This window comes from Flavobacterium sp. DG2-3 (assembly GCF_030730925.1).
GTDB lineage: Bacteria > Bacteroidota > Bacteroidia > Flavobacteriales > Flavobacteriaceae > Flavobacterium.
In genome coordinates, this window is record NZ_JAVAMB010000022.1 from 44,397 (window position 1) to 60,548 (window position 16,152).

Here is a 16,152-nt window from a genome sequence, read left to right on the forward strand (position 1 = left end):
TATCGACTTGTAAAACAGTTATTTAATTATTTATCTAAAAAATTCAAAATGATAGAGCTATTTATCAGAAGGAAAATATTGTCATTAATCATCTCGGTTATGATAGTCCTTCTGGGATTGCTGGCGTTGTTTCAGCTTCCCATTACCCAATTCCCAGATATTGTACCACCGTCTGTAACCGTTACAGCAAAATATACAGGAGCAAATGCAGAGGTTTCGGCCAATGCTGTCGCCCTTCCGCTAGAGAGAGCCATAAATGGAGTTCCGGGAATGACGTATATGTCGACCGTAACTTCCAATGATGGTCTGACTTTAATTCAGGTTTTCTTTGAAGTAGGAACCGATCCCGATCTTGCCGCAGTAAACGTGCAGAATAGGGTTACGACAATTTTGGATGAACTTCCAGAAGAGGTAATTCGCGCCGGAGTTACAACCGAAAAAGAGGTAAACAGTATGCTGATGTACTTGAATATTACAAGTACCGACAAAACTCAGGATGAGCAGTTTATCTTCAACTTTACGGATATTAATATTCTTCAGGAATTAAAACGTATTGATGGTGTCGGACGTGCCGAAATCATGGGTCAGAAAGAATATTCGATGCGTGTCTGGCTAGATCCAGAAAAGATGCTTTCGTATAATATATCAGCCAATGAAGTGATTAATTCGCTTCAAAAACAAAACATTTCTGCTGCGCCAGGTAAAGTGGGTGAAGGTTCAGGTCAAATGAACAATCAGTTGCAATATGTAATTAAGTATGGCGGAAAATTCTTTGAACCGAAGCAATATGAAGAAATTCCGTTAAGAGCCAATTCAGACGGAACTATTTTACGATTAAAAGACATTTCGAAAATTGAATTCGGCGCGATGAGCTACGGAATGGTTTCTAAAACTGACGGAAAGCCTTCTGCATCGATCATGCTAAAACAGCGACCAGGTTCGAACGCTTCTGAAGTAATTGCGAGCGTAAAAGAAAAAATGGAAGAGCTGAAAGGGTCTTCTTTCCCTCCTGGAATGGAATTCAACATTGCGTATGACGTCTCTCGTTTCCTAGACGCTTCGATTCATGAAGTATTAAGAACATTGGTCGAAGCCTTTATTTTAGTGGCATTTGTCGTTTTCCTTTTCCTTCAAGATTGGAGATCGACGTTGATTCCGGTACTGGCTGTTCCTGTCGCGCTTATTGGTGCGTTTACCTTTATGTCGATGATGGGATTCTCGATCAACTTACTGACGCTTTTCGCCTTGGTACTTTCGATCGGAATTGTAGTAGATAACGCGATTGTTGTTGTCGAAGCTGTTCACGTAAAAATATCGGAAGAACATATGGCGCCTATGGAAGCGACCATTAGTGCGATGAAAGAAATTACAGGTGCCGTTATTGCGATTACGATTGTAATGGCTGCGGTATTTATTCCGGTTGCTTTCTTGAGTGGTCCCGTTGGAGTTTTCTACCGACAGTTCTCTTTAACAATGGCGATTAGTATTGTGATTTCGGGTATTAACGCACTTACGCTTACCCCTGCCCTTTGTGCTATTATGTTGAAAGCGCACGATCCGAATAAAGAGAAAAAATCACTTTTAGATCGTTTCTTCAACAGATTCAATCACTGGTTTGACAATATTACTTCAAAATACATCAAAGTATTAGTGAAATTTGCTGATCGTAATACGGTCACCGTTGGTTTATTAGTGCTTTTCTGCATCTTAACTTGGGGAACTACAAGATTTTTAGCATCAGGATTTATCCCGACGGAAGATCAGGGAATGGTTTACGTGAGTGTTACTACTCCGCAAGGAGCAACGGTAGAACGTACCGAAAAAGCGTTGGATGAAGTAACTAAAATTGCGCAAGGAATTAAAGGCGTTGATAATGTTACAACTCTTGCTGGTTATAGTATTGTAACTGAAATCGCTGGAGCTTCGTACGGAATGGGAATGATCAACTTGAAAGACTGGAGCGAACGTGATATCTCGGTTACCGATTTTATGGCGGAACTTACCGAAAAAACTAAAAACATTACTGATGCTCAAATCGAGATTTTTGCACCGCCAACAGTTCCTGGTTTTGGTAACACCAGTGGTTTTGAGCTTCGTTTGCTTGATAAATCCGGAGGAAGCATTACCAATACTGATAAAGTAACGAAAGAATTTATCAAAGAATTAAATGCTTCGCCAGAAATTCAGAACTCATTTTCGAGTTTTGACGCTACTTTCCCGCAATATTTAATTCATATTGATTATGATTTGGCGGCTAAAAAAGGAATTTCTGTTGACAATGCCATGAGTACTTTACAGACCATGTTAGGCTCATTTTATGCAACCAATTTTATCCGTTTCTCTCAGATGTATAAAGTAATGGTTCAGGCAAGTCCGCAGTTTCGTCAAAATCCAGAAAGCATTTTGGATATGTATTTGAAAAATGAGGCTGGCGAAATGGTTCCGTTTTCTACTTTCATCAAATTAGAAAGAGTGTATGGTCCAGAGGTTTTGACGCGTTACAACATGTATATGTCGGCAATGATTAACGGTGAACCTGCTGAAGGTTACAGTTCTGGAGATGCCATTGCTGCCGTGGAAAGAATCGCTGCAGAAAAATTGCCAAGCCGTTTTGAATTGGAATGGTCTGGTATGACGCGTGAAGAAATTCTTTCGGGTAACCAAACGATATACATTTTTGGACTGTGTATACTTTTCGTATACTTATTATTGGCCGCGCAATACGAAAGTTTATTGCTTCCGTTCCCAGTATTATTAAGTCTTCCTGTTGGAGTTTTCGGTTCTTATATCGCACTTGTAATGGTTGGATTAGACAATAATATTTACGCCCAAGTAGCACTCGTCATGTTGATTGGTCTGCTCGCCAAGAACGCCATTCTGATTGTCGAATTTGCCATGGCGCAGAACAAACTCGGACGCGATATCGTCGAAGCTGCGATTGAAGGAGCCAGACTTCGTTTCCGTCCAATTTTGATGACTTCATTCGCTTTTATTTCAGGATTGATTCCGCTGTGTATTGCTTCTGGTGCGGGTGCAATTGGTAACCGTTCTATCGGAACAGCTGCTGCAGGCGGAATGTTAATCGGGACAGTATTTGGTCTTTTGATTATTCCTGGACTTTATATACTGTTTGCAAAATTGGAAAAACGAATGAGTAAATCTTAATTTTTTTATTTAAACACATAGAAACATAGACATGCGAACCGCAGAAAGGCGTTTCACTTAGTTTAAATAAACATAGCTAAACTTTGTCAAAGTTTAAAACTTTGACAAAGTTGGTATCCACACAAAGCTATGTGTTAGAAACGAGTTTCTTTCTAAACTCTTTTTGAGATGAAAAAATCTATGTTTCTATGTGTTTCAAAAAAATTTAGCAGACAAAACAAATAAATCGAAAAAATGAAAAACATATTAAATCAATATAAAAATACTGATGTGATAAGGACAACCAAAAGTGCCGTTATAATAACCGGAATTTTACTTTTGACCGCTTGTTCTGCGCCAAAAGTCAGTAACAAACTAGACGCTGCAAAGCTTCCAGAGAATTTTGATACAAAAACAAAAGAAGCTTCAAGCGAGACGCCTTTTATTCCGTTAAAAACAGGAACCTTTTTTAAAGATCCGAAATTAGACGAATTACTAAAAAAAGCGGTTGCTAAAAATCCTGATTATTTAATCATGCAGGAGCGAATTTTAATTGCCAATTCGCATTTAAAAGTCGCTAAACTGGCGCTTCTTCCCTCTTTAGATCTTGTAGCAGATGCTTCTGGAACGCATTACGGAAAATATACGATGGATGGAGTTGGTAACTACGATACTAACTTTTCTCAGAATATTACCGAAAAACAAAGAATCAACGAAGATCTTACGCCAAACCTATTTTTAGGAGCTAAAGTTTCTTGGGAAGCTGATATTTGGGGAAAACTGAGCAATCGTAAAAAAGCGGCACAACAGCGATTTTTCGCCTCACAGCAAGGAATGCGTTTGCTGCAAACACGACTTTTAGGAGATGTTGCCGATTTGTACTTCAAACTTATCGCATTAGACAAACAAGCTGCCATTTATGATGACAACTTAAAAACACAAGAAAGAGCATTAGATATCGTTTCGGCGCAAAGATCGGTTGGAAAAGCAACTGAATTGGCTGTTCAGCAATTTAATGCGCAAAACAGTAATATTCACGCAGAAGCTTCAGAATTAAAATTAAGCATCGATCAGACTGAAAAAGCTTTATTGACCCTTTTAGGTGAATATGGCGGAAAAATTGATAGAAGCAGCGATTTCTTGTCTGGACATTTGGAGGTTTTAAACCAAAAAATAAGCGTAGATTCTATCATTCACAAAAGGCCAGACGTATCTGAAGCTTATTTCGAATTACTGGCTAGTAATGCTGACGCTAAATCGGCTCGTGCGGCATTCTTTCCTACTGTGAATTTGGGCGGATATGCAGGTTTTAATTCGTTTTCATTCAGTACTTTCTTTGATGCGGGTTCTTTTGCTTGGCAATTATTGGGCGGACTGACAGCTCCTGTTTTCAATAAAGGTCAGATTAAACAGGAATTTTATGTTTCGAATAGAAGACAGGAAATTTCATTTCTACAATATCAAAATACCGTTACAACAGCTTTCAACGAGTTAAGTGCTTTACTGCATAGAAATCAAGCGTATGAAGATGTTTTAAAATATAAATTGAATGAAATTGACCATCTCGAAATTGCCGTAAATGTCTCAAATGACCTCTATTTGAGCGGTTATGCCAATTATCTGGAAATCATTAATGCACAAAAAAATAAATTGCAGGCTGAATTGGACTTTGTCGATATCCAGCTTCGAAATGCAAACTCTCAAGTATTGCTTTACAAAGCTTTAGGCGGAGGAATAAATTAGTTTATATGTTGGTCAAAAATTGCTTCTGTTTATAATAGCTCATCGCAGAGGCTGTTTTATATCCCATTTCTTAATCGAAATGGGATTTTTTTATATAAATAATAACCCCTAGGATTAAATTATTTTTAACAAATAAATAAAAGCCTAATATTTTACCGCAAAGTACGCAAAGTTTTTTTTAATCATAACAATGAAAAAGTTCGCAAGGCTCTGTCTGCACAAAGCTTTGCGAACTTAAAATATCGATTAGGATTAGTCTCAGAACAAAAATATCTTTGCGAACTTTGCGTTAATTTTTATGCCATTCAACAGAAAAGCTATTGTTTTTTTATCGATTTTTTTCGGTTACACTTAACAACTATTATCTTTATTAAAAAAACTGAAAATGGATATTTCCAAAATTCTTGATCTCATTTACGAACTTCCTGAAGAGTCCAAATTGGCGCTGCAAAACAATGTCTCCGAAATTGCTTTCCCGAAAGGGCATATTTTACTAAAAGCCAACAAAATAGAATCGAATATTTATTTTATAAAAAAAGGATTGGTAAGAGCGTATGTAGAACGAGACAATGAAGTCACTTTTTGGTTTGGAAAAGAAGGAGAAACTATTATTTCGATGAAAAGTTACGTCGAAGACCAGCCTGGTTATGAAAACATTGAACTTTTGGAAGATTGCGAATTGTACGAACTCAAAACCGAAAACCTAAGAAAGCTCTTTAAGGAAGATGTTCATATTGCCAATTGGGGAAGAAAATTTGCAGAAAAAGAATTAATCAAAACCGAAGAACGTTTGATCTCCAAACAATTCAAAAATGCCTCCGAACGCTATTTAGAATTAATGAAAGACCATCCTGTACTGCTCCAAAGAGTACAATTGGGACATATCGCTTCTTATTTAGGCATTACACAAGTCAGCTTGAGCAGAATTCGGGCAGAGTTAAAATAACCAATTAAGAAATCTTCCTTCAATCTACCTTACAAATTTATTTAAATCTTAGCAAATCTGCTTTAATCTGTGTAAATCTGCGTGAAACATCTATATGCAAAAAATATTTCACGCTCCAGATAGCTATCGGGAATAAAAGATTTTAGCAGATTTAATTGGATTTTGCTATTGATCGAAACTGATTAAAATAATTTCATTTTTTATCATTTGTTAAATTATTTCTGCTTTCCATAAAAGAACTTTGCAGCATAAAATTTAACTATATGAACTGGATTATCTTAATCATTGCAGGCTTGTTTGAAGTAGCCTTCGCCTCATGTCTCGGAAAAGCAAAAGCAACTACAGGAACCGAAATGTACTATTGGTATATTGGTTTCTTCATCTCATTAACGGTAAGTATGCTACTGTTAATGAAAGCTACAGAAACGCTTCCGCTTGGAACTGCCTACGCGGTCTGGACCGGAATTGGAGCAGTCGGAACTGTATTGGTCGGAATCTTTGTTTTTAAAGAACCTGCTGCTTTCTGGAGATTGTTCTTCTTAGCGACACTAGTTGGTTCAATTGTTGGTTTAAAAGCAGTTTCGCACTAAAAATATATTTTTGTTTCAGGTTTCAAGTTTCACGTTACTCAACTTAACTTGAAACTTTTAAAATCGTTACATTCAACTTTGTCAAAGTTTCGAACTTTGACAAAGTTTTTTTGTTTTTAAACACATAGAAACATAGATTATTCTCTCCAAAAAAAGGAAATTGAAAGAAACTAGTTTCTAACACATAGGTATACACGCTCAACATCCCAATCTTGTCATTCCGAGGAACGAGGAATCTCACGCGCGATTCGACAAAGATTGACGAACTTTGACAAAGTTTACGCACCTCATATAGAACATAGCCCAACGTTCCAACCTTGGTTACGTTACGATTATAAAATATTGTGGGTTAATACATTGTGTACCCAAGGTTGAAACCTTGGGCTATGTTTAAAAATTGGGAGTATAATTACATTTCTATTTTCTATTTTCTATTTTCAAATTACACAATTTTCAAATTATCTAATTTCCTAATTACCCCAATTATCTAATTAAAAAACTAATGCATTTTCAGCATCACCTGATAAAAAAATAGCATTTTACCACATTATTCTCTGCTTTATCTTTGTCAAAAATTAAAGCATACATTAAAAAATGACATTCAGCCATTCCATTAAATCTTTTGACGAATTAACCAATCACGAATTGTACAATATGCTTCGTTTAAGATGCGATGTTTTTGTTGTAGAACAAAACTGTCCCTATCTTGACTTAGACAATAAAGACCAGAAAAGTTTTCACTTATTATATTACGTCGATAACGAATTGGCAGGCGTAACACGTTTGCTTCCTGTTGGAATTTCATATGATGAAATTTCGATCGGAAGAGTTACAATTGAAAAAACACATCGCGGACTGGGTTTAGGCAAAAAGCTAATGGAAGCTTCTATTGCTGGCTGCGAAGAAAAATTTGGAAAAGCGCCAATTAGAATCAGTGCGCAATATCATTTGTCTTCATTTTACCAATCGCTTGGCTTTGCTGAACAAGGCGATGTTTACGATGAAGACGGAATTCCGCATATCGAAATGCTGCGGGCATAAGTTTACGGAATAATCAGTTTCAAAACATTGGCCAATACAGGATTATGATCTTCGGTTCTCCAATTAATATATAAATCGGTTTCTAAAGGCAGTTTGATAAATCGGATTCCGGGAATTTCATGAAAAAGATACGAATCGGGTAAAATCGCTATTCCGAGCCCTTTTCGAACTAAAGCAATAATAGAAGAGCCAAATTCAGAATGAAGATATACTTCTGGAGCATTTTCTAGAGAATGGAACAATCTTCTGATGAGATCGCTGTAACTGCTTCCTTCATCATTTGTTGGCAAAATAAACTTTTGAGAACCAAGCGTTTCTTTCGTCAGATCTTCTGGAGTTTGATACGAATGATTTTCGGGAACCACAATGGCCAAATGATCGGTATAGATTTTTTGAGACTGAATATCTTTGGCATTATTAATATCTCTGGTTATGGCCAGATCTATTTTATAATTGCGAAGGAAATCCTGCTGGTTTTCGTAAAGCACTTGAACCAATTTGATTTTAAGTTTTGGAAAAGCATCAGAAATACGAGATATAATATCAGGCATAAGCGAAGCCGAAATCGAATCGGGATGAGAAATGGTAATGGTACCGCTCTCCCCTAACTGAATCTGGCGGGCAGATTGATGAATAAATTCTAATTTACTCAATTCTACCTCCCATTTTTCTTTTAAGAATTGACCAGCTGCCGTAAGTTTGACATTGCGTTTATTGCGTTCAAAAAGTTGCACACCAAGCTGATTCTCCAAAGACTGAATCTGACGGCTGAGTGCTGATTGTGTAATATTCATTTTTCCGGCTGTATTCCAGAAATGAAGTTCTCGCGACAACGCCAAAAAATATTTTATCTGCTGTAAATCCATTGATGCAATTTACGCATTTATTGAGAATAAAAAATAGCTTTTAATGCATTAAAACTTAATTGTTTTAACACATAGAATCATAGGATATTGAAGATGCAGAAAGGCGTTTCACTTATTTTAAAAAACATAGCAATCTATTAAAGCTGACAGGTTTTAAAAACCTGTCAGCTTTCGTAACTAAAAATAAAACGATGAATACTCTAAAAATAACCAAAGCAACAATTGATGACGTTTTAAAACTTCAATCAATTGGCAAACAAACTTTTTCTGAAACCTTTGCTGATGTAAACAGCGAAGAAAACATGAATAAATATTTGGATGAAAGCTTCGCTACAGCAAAACTAACTGCTGAATTGAAGAATACATCTTCCTACTTTTATCTTGCTATTTTAGACGAAAAAGTAGTGGGATATTTGAAATTGAATACTGGAAACGCACAAACAGAAAAGGAAGATTTAAACGCCTTAGAAATTGAACGTATTTATGTAGCCAAAGAATTTCACGGCAAAAAAGTCGCGCAGGCTTTGTATGCAAAAGCAGAAAAAATCGCTACAGAAATAAAAGCTTCATACATGTGGCTAGGCGTTTGGGAAAAGAATTTCAGAGCGGTTAGTTTTTATACTAAAAATGGTTTTGTGCAATTTGACACGCATATTTTTAGATTAGGAGACGACGAGCAAACCGATTTAATGATGAAAAAAGTATTGATTTAAAATGGAAAGAAGACAGCTTTTATTGTTTTTACTAATTCTTGGCACAGCATTTTGGGGAGTTTCTTACTCGGTTACCAAAATGGCTATAGGCGATTATTCGCTTAACATTTTTTTATTTTACCGTTTCCTTCTAGCTGTAGTGGTATTAAGCATTGTTTTTTGGAAATACGTTAAAGACATCAATCGAGAAGCGATTAAGACAGGTTTTGTGCTTGCTGTTCCTATGTTTTTAGGGATTCAGTTACAGACTACGGCACTCAAATACACTGATGCTTCACAATGTTCTTTCATCGCGGGATTGACGGTAATTATTATTCCGATGCTGAAATTAGCGGTTTACAGAACTAATACGCCTTTAAAAATCTGGATTGCAGCTCTGACTGCTTTAACAGGATTATTTATTATTGCTATAACAGATAAATTTACCATCAATATTGGCGATTTATTTACAATCTCTGGCGCTTTTGCTTTTGCCGTTTATTTAATTTCGGTAGAAAAACACTCGGCTGCCAAGAATCTGTTGTATTCTATTGTTCCTATGTTTGCGTTTTGCGCTTTATTTACTTTTTGTATCGCGCTGACTGATTCGCAAGCTGTTTGGTTCCCTAAAAACGATACGTTTTGGCTTGGTGCCGTTTATTGCGCTTTGTTTTCTACGGCTTTTATGTATACGGTTTCCAATATTTCGCAACGTTATTTATCAGCAGAACGTGTAGCGGTTATCTATTTGTTTGAGCCTGTTTTTGGTGCAATTGGGGCTTTTTTTATTTTGGGAGAAAATCTTTCGTGGCGCTTGCTTTTGGGCGGAACTTTGATTTTTTCGGCAACTATTATTTCAGAAGTGAATTTTAAAAACCGAAAGATTAAAACTGTTGAGTAAAAAATTGATTTGTTTAGAAATTGTTTCACGCTCCCGATAGCTATCGGGATTAAAAAGATTTCAGCAGATAAAATTAGATTTTTAATCATTTTTAAACACATAGAAACATAGTTTACTGGACCTACTAAAGTCTCCCAAAGTTAACTTTGGGCTATATTCTATGCGGTATGTGTAAACTTTGTCAAAGGTTGAAACTTTGACAAAGTTCTAACGTATCGCCAACTACAGCTATGTGTTAGAAACTAGTTTCTTTCAATTCCCTTTCTGAGAGAGAAAAAATCTATGTTTCTATGTGTTTAAAAAATCTATTCTCTATTTTCATAAAATAAAAAACCCCATCAATGTTTGTCTTGATAGAGTTTCTTTAAAATCTTTAAATTGGCAAAAGTGTATCCTCAGAATCACAAGGAAAATAAATTATGATATTGGTACCTTGATCTGGTTTTCCTTCTGCGCGAATATCTCCTCCAATAGTCTGCATAATTTTTTTGCAAAGTGCCAAACCAATACCTGAACCAGTGTAATGCTCCTGTGTGTGAAGTCTGGTAAAAACTTTAAAAATAGATTCTGCATATTGCTGTTCAAAACCGATTCCGTTATCAGAAAAACAAACCCAGTGGCAATACACTTTATATCTATCGTGTATTATAACTGGTTCTTGAGAAGCTGTAATTTGAATTTTTAACTGTCTTTCGGCAGAAGCATATTTTATGGAATTCTGCAGAATGTTAATAAAAAGCTGACGCATTAAAAAACCAATAGCATGAACTTCTGGAAGGTTTTCATGTTCAATTAAAACATTGCTCTCAGAAATGTTTTCATGCATCTCTTTAACAGTAGATTTCAAGATTTTATTTAAATCTACTGGCTGCAATGTGTCTCTCGTATTTTTTATGCGCGTATATTTTAAAATATCTTCTAATAAACCGCTCATTCTGCTGGCAGATTTAGAAACGCGCTGCAAAGAATTCGAAATTGATTCTGTAGAAATCACATCCAGTTCTGTCAGCATTTTTGATGTAATCAGCTGTATTTTGCGCAATGGTTCCTGCAAATCGTGCGTACTAATCCAGTTAATGTTTTCGAGTTCAGAATTTGTTTCTTTTAATATTTCGCTCTGGTTGCGGTATTTTTCCTCTTCTTCACTCAACATAATCAAAATAAGCTGATTGTGTAAAGTATGGGCATATTGAACCGCAGCATTAATTTCGTACGGTTTCCACGGACTGCTTTGATTTTTTACAATCTGTTTCCAAATGTCAAAAGAATTTCTTGGATGAAGTCCATTAGCATCTTTAATAATACTTTTTTCAGGATCGCCTCCCCAATTAATTTCTGAAATGGTTTCGGGTCTGTACCAGATAATATGATCATTATTTCCAACAGAATGATAAATTATCCCTGCAACCGACGAATTATTAGCTATTTCAGGAAAAAAATCAATGAGTTTATTGGTAGAAAAAGTCTCATTATTAAGAGCCTGAATCTCTTCTAACAGATTGATAATCTGCTCATCTGAAGGCACTAATCCATTTTTATAAATTTTGTCTCTGGAAACAATAGATACACCCGCCGCATTACATAGCTCCAATAGTTGGGGTACTTTAACAATGGTTTCTAATGCCTGTTGCGAAATTTCAAAATCTTTTGCCGTTATATGTTCCAGTGCCAGAATTGTTTTTTGGGCACTAACATTCTCATCATTCGATTGTCTAATATCAATTTGAGAAGTGATAAACTGACCCTGCAATTTTGCAGCTAATCGAATTTCTGGCGAAATATTTTTTTCAGAATAATGATGACAGGCTATCAATCCCCACAATTTTCCGTGATGGATTAGCGAGATTGTAAGTGTGGCACCAACGCCCATATTTTTTAAATACTCCACATGAATTGGTGATGTACTTCTGAGGATAGAAAGACTTAAATCTAAATTTTTCCCTTCTTTATCATCTACAGTAAAAATCGGTACTGGCTCATAATTGATATCTACAATAAGCCTAAGCTCGTTTTTGATATATAATTCTCTGGCCTGCGCCGGAATATCGGTATGTGGGTAATGAAGTCCTAAAAACGGCTCTAAATCTTCTCTGCAATCTTCTGCAAAAACTTCTCCGTTATATTGTTCGTCAAAACGATAAATCATTACACGGTCATAACCCGTTATTTCTCGTGTTCCCTGTGCTACAAGTGCGCACAACTCTTTTAGCGATTCAGTTTTGTTCATTTGGCTAACAAACTGAATCGTCTGTTTGTACACATCGGCTAGTTTTTCTTTATCGGGAAAAAGAGCTTCGGCTTCTAAAATGTACGTTTCGCCGCTTTTATGTATGTTGATTTGAAATAGCTTTCCGAGCAAATCTATTTCAAGAGGAAAAGCATCTTTAATTTCATCGCCATTGATATAGTCTGAGATTTCTTCCTGACAAGTTGTACTAAAAATGGCTGCAAAAGGCTTGCCTAAAACCTGCGTGTGAACCAAATCAAAAAAGGAGGAAATATTTTCTGTACAAAAATCAATAATCCATCCTGAGGTAATTCCCAACAAAAAGCCATGAGGCTGAATTTTTCCAGGTATATGTATGGGCTCGTTTTCACAATTGTCTAAAGTAACAAGATCCCTGTTAACTATATCTTTAATCTTCATTGTATTACTTCGCTGCAAAATGATTATAAATGCTGTCAAATGCAAAAATTGCTCCTTCGATAATTTCTTCTCCACAATTGTGTTCTTGCTCATAATCTGCCAAGAAACTCAAGAAAGATTTCCAGAAGCTTCCCGTTTTGTCGCCATAGCCATTAAAATAAGAAACTCCTTGTTCTCCAGACAATTCAGGAAATTTAGATACATTCTTTAAAATAAATCTTCCGCCTAGCGTAGAACCTTCAACTACATATAAAACGCCTAAAGCAAAAGGCACTGAAGTTATTTCTTTTTGAAAAACTTTCTCAGAATTCGTTTTTTGTGCATTCAGAAAAATAAGATCTTCTTCTATAAGATGTTTCTTTCTTCGTTGCTCTAAATCTTCTAAACGGTTAGAAAAGAAAGGAAAAATAAGTCCTTCTGTATCGTTGTGAACATCGTGCATTAAACTCAAATAATAAGTGTAATCTTCGATCTTCATCTCTGGCGACATAATCGATTTAGATACTGGAAGTTCTTCTAATTTCTTATGAGAATCAGCCGTTTGTGTTTTTAAATCTTGAAGAAAAGTAGAAGCTATTGTAGAAGTTGAATCTGTAATCATGGTTGTAATATCGTTATTTTAGGAGCGTTTAATTGGCAGCTCCTCTTCACAAATTTAAAAAAAAAATAATAGCTGTCCATAAAAACGTTTTTTTAATAGAATTTCTATCAATCCTCAATCAAACAAATCTCAAAAGTTGTTTTTCCATTTTCATTTTTATGCGAAATATATCCGCCGTGCGCTTCTATGATATTTTTAGATAAAGTCAGGCCAATTCCCGCGCCTTCTGTTCGCGTGGTGAAAAAAGGAAGGAAAATTTTATCTTCAATTTCTTTTTCAATCCCTTTTCCGTTGTCGGTAATTCGAATAAAAATGCGATTGTTTTTGGCTTCCGCCGAAATCAAAATTTGCTTTAAAGCATTGTTTTCTACCGCATAAATCGAATTCGTCAATAAATTAATCAGCACTTGTTCTGTCTGCTGCGAGTCGACATTTATCCAATAATTTTGAGCAACCGTATTGCTTACTTCAATATTATTTTTCTTAAACAGCGGACTCATAATTTGAATACCGTTTTCAATCAGTTGCTGTAGATCTGCTTTTTCTTTTTTAGGAGACGGAAGCATCGCCAATTTTCGATAGCCTTCGACAAATTTCTGCAAATGATCGCTTCGTCTTAGCATGGTTTGCACACTGTGTTTGATATCTTCTAAATCTTCTGTCGAAAGCGAATCTTGTTCTACTAAATCTTCGAGATTTTGGCAAATAGAACGAATTGGCGTTATAGAATTGAGCAATTCATGCGAAATCACTTTCATCAAATTAATCCACGCATCTTTCTCTTTTTTCTCTACGACATTCTGAATGGAATCTAACAGAACAATAAAATAATCCTGTCCAAAAATTTCGGTTCGCGATGCTTGCAAAACAAAAGTCTGTTTGCTCTGTTCATCAATACTAATTTCAATTGATGTTTTTATTTCATGAAAATCATCTTCTTCAATAATTTCGCATAAAGCGGGCAGCTGATTTTTCAAATATTTCCATTTCGAAACTTTCGACACATTAAAATGACTCGAAAAATAATCATTCATTAAAAAAATACTCCAATCGGCTTCCTGTTTCTGCAAAATAATAACGCCCGATTCGATATTGTTTAAAATCGAACGGTAAATAATATCTCTCGTAACCTGTTCATTTTGTTTACTTTTCATTGTTTCGTACAAAGTGAACAAATCATTGTATGTACTATTAAATTTATGTTTGGAAAAATCGGAACTAAAATCATCCTGCAAAATCGAAGAAATGGTTTTATTGTAAACCAAAACCAGATTGCGAACATAAAAATACATTTCGCGCGCGAGCAGAAAAACCATGCAAAGACCAAATATTCCCGTAAACAGCAAACCGATTCGGAAGAAATAAAGCGACAATTCAATGCCGATAACGATAAAAATTAATCGCAGAAAAAGAAGTTTATAAGTTTGTAAAGTCCTCAACATACTAGCCAATATTGATATTAAATTTCTCTAAACGTCTGTACAGCGCACCTCTTGATAAGCCTAATTCTTCGGCAGTTTTACTAATATTATTATTGTTTTTGAGAAGTGCTTTTTCCACCGCAGCTTTTTCAACAGAAGAAAGCTGAATATCATCTGCGTTTTCGTCATAAGGCGTTATGATTTCCAAATCCAAATCAGAAACGGTGATAGTATTGTTTTCGCAAAGAATAACGGCGCGTTCGATCTTATTTCCCATTTCTCGAATGTTTCCATTCCAAGCATGTTTTTCAATTTGTTCTAAAACTTTTTTATCGAAAGTGATTTCCTCTCGGCCGTATTTTTCAATCATTTTATCTAGAAGATATTCGGCAAGCGGAATTTTATCTCCATGTCTTTCCCTTAGCGGAGGCAAAATAATTTCCATCGTATTTATGCGATAATACAAGTCTTCGCGGAAGTTTTTATCTGCAACCTCTAGTTTAAGATTCAAATTGGTTGCCGTAATAATGCGCACATTCAGAGGTCTTACTTTCGTTTCTCCCAATCGTGTCACCGTTTTGGTTTGAATAACTTGAAGCAGTTTCGATTGCAGATGAAGCGGAACATTTCCTATTTCGTCTAAGAAAATTGTGCCATTCTGCGCCATTTCAAAACGTCCGGCCGTATCGCTTTTGGCATCGGTAAAAGCACCTTTGGCGTAACCAAACAATTCACTTTCGAAAATATTAGAATTTAAAGAACCTAAGTCCACCGCAACAAAAGGCTGATTTTTCCTTTCCGATTGTGTATGAATATGATGCGCCAGAACAAATTTTCCTGTACCATTTTCGCCTAAAATCAAAACATTCGCATCGGTTTTTGCTACTTTATCTGCCAGAGAATAGGCTTTTTTTATTATTTCAGAATTACCAATAAAAAATTCGTCTTTTATTTCGACTTCTTTGGTTTTCTTCTGTTCTTTTCTGGCTTTATCCACGGCTTGCTTAACCGATTCCAACAATTTTTTATTTTCCCAAGGTTTCAAAATATAATCAAAAGCGCCCGATTTTAAGCCTTCGACAGCCGTTTCTACTTTTCCAAAAGCCGTCATTAAAATCACAACTGTTTTTGGCGAAAGCGTTTTGATTTCTTTTAACAGATACAAACCTTCTCTCCCATCTTCAAAACCCAGTCTATAATTCATGTCTAATAAAACAACATCGATGGCATTTTTCGACAATAATTCGACAATATTTTTCGGATTATTGAGCGTATAAATGTTTTCAAAATACTTTTTCAGATAGACTTTTGAGGCAAAAAGTATGTCTTCCTGATCGTCGATGATTAAAATAGAGGCGTTGGTCTTTTTCATTATTGTTCAGTTTTGGACGAAAGGTGTCCATTAATGGACAGTTCAATTTTATTTCGAAAAACAAACCCTTAAAAACAAGGCGTTTAGAAGGTTTAATTTTATTGGCACGAAAATCACATTAAAACTTGTAAATCATTAATAATTAACAGCTTTCGGAAGTACAAATAACAAAAATAAATAACAATAAT

At 35.6% G+C, this 16,152-nt stretch carries 12 protein-coding genes; 7 read left to right on the forward strand and 5 right to left on the reverse strand.

All coding sequences use genetic code 11. The annotated features are described in order from the left end of the window. The first annotated feature begins 48 nt into the window (after nucleotides 1-48). From Q9Q97_RS20785 to Q9Q97_RS20805, 5 genes are all read left to right on the forward strand, one after another. Nucleotides 49-3,165: an efflux RND transporter permease subunit gene (locus tag Q9Q97_RS20785; protein WP_306160643.1), complete on the forward strand. Its 3,117-nt coding sequence runs from the start codon at nucleotides 49-51 to the stop codon at nucleotides 3,163-3,165. Nucleotides 3,166-3,399: 234 nt separating this feature from the next. Continuing rightward, on the forward strand, nucleotides 3,400-4,887 hold the full coding sequence (locus Q9Q97_RS20790) for an efflux transporter outer membrane subunit (RefSeq protein WP_306160644.1): 1,488 nt from the start codon (nucleotides 3,400-3,402) through the stop codon (nucleotides 4,885-4,887). A gap of 385 nt (nucleotides 4,888-5,272) precedes the next feature. Then, nucleotides 5,273-5,833, forward strand: a complete 561-nt coding sequence (locus tag Q9Q97_RS20795; RefSeq protein WP_306160646.1) for a Crp/Fnr family transcriptional regulator — start codon at nucleotides 5,273-5,275, stop codon at nucleotides 5,831-5,833. Between the two features lie 263 nt (nucleotides 5,834-6,096). Further along, entirely contained in the window at nucleotides 6,097-6,423 is a 327-nt protein-coding gene (locus Q9Q97_RS20800; protein WP_026728926.1) for a multidrug efflux SMR transporter, read from the forward strand. 594 nt (nucleotides 6,424-7,017) lie between these two features. After that, nucleotides 7,018-7,464: a GNAT family N-acetyltransferase gene (locus Q9Q97_RS20805; RefSeq protein ID WP_306160648.1), complete on the forward strand. Its 447-nt coding sequence runs from the start codon at nucleotides 7,018-7,020 to the stop codon at nucleotides 7,462-7,464. Nucleotides 7,465-7,466: 2 nt separating this feature from the next. Here the strand turns inward: Q9Q97_RS20805 and Q9Q97_RS20810 are convergent, their stop codons facing one another. Beyond that, a complete protein-coding gene (locus Q9Q97_RS20810) occupies nucleotides 7,467-8,330 on the reverse strand; it encodes a LysR family transcriptional regulator (protein WP_306160650.1) in 864 nt (287 codons plus the stop codon). A gap of 191 nt (nucleotides 8,331-8,521) precedes the next feature. Here Q9Q97_RS20810 and Q9Q97_RS20815 point away from each other — a divergent pair, with 191 nt between their 5' ends. Further along, a complete protein-coding gene (locus Q9Q97_RS20815) occupies nucleotides 8,522-9,043 on the forward strand; it encodes a GNAT family N-acetyltransferase (protein ID WP_306160652.1) in 522 nt (173 codons plus the stop codon). A 1-nt stretch (nucleotide 9,044) separates the two neighbouring features. Then, nucleotides 9,045-9,923, forward strand: a complete 879-nt coding sequence (locus Q9Q97_RS20820; RefSeq protein WP_306160653.1) for a DMT family transporter — start codon at nucleotides 9,045-9,047, stop codon at nucleotides 9,921-9,923. A gap of 373 nt (nucleotides 9,924-10,296) precedes the next feature. Here the strand turns inward: Q9Q97_RS20820 and Q9Q97_RS20825 are convergent, their stop codons facing one another. The 4 genes from Q9Q97_RS20825 to Q9Q97_RS20840 all read right to left on the reverse strand — a co-directional run bounded on the left by Q9Q97_RS20825 (nucleotide 10,297) and on the right by Q9Q97_RS20840 (nucleotide 15,964). Then, a complete protein-coding gene (locus Q9Q97_RS20825; protein WP_306160655.1) occupies nucleotides 10,297-12,570 on the reverse strand; it encodes an ATP-binding protein in 2,274 nt (757 codons plus the stop codon). Nucleotides 12,571-12,574: 4 nt separating this feature from the next. After that, complete coding sequence (locus tag Q9Q97_RS20830; protein WP_306160657.1) at nucleotides 12,575-13,171, reverse strand: biliverdin-producing heme oxygenase; 597 nt, start codon at nucleotides 13,169-13,171, stop codon at nucleotides 12,575-12,577. A 107-nt stretch (nucleotides 13,172-13,278) separates the two neighbouring features. Further along, complete coding sequence (locus Q9Q97_RS20835) at nucleotides 13,279-14,613, reverse strand: PAS domain-containing sensor histidine kinase (protein ID WP_306160659.1); 1,335 nt, start codon at nucleotides 14,611-14,613, stop codon at nucleotides 13,279-13,281. A gap of 1 nt (nucleotide 14,614) precedes the next feature. Continuing rightward, nucleotides 14,615-15,964, reverse strand: a complete 1,350-nt coding sequence (locus tag Q9Q97_RS20840) for a sigma-54 dependent transcriptional regulator (protein WP_306160661.1) — start codon at nucleotides 15,962-15,964, stop codon at nucleotides 14,615-14,617. Nucleotides 15,965-16,152 lie beyond the last annotated feature (188 nt).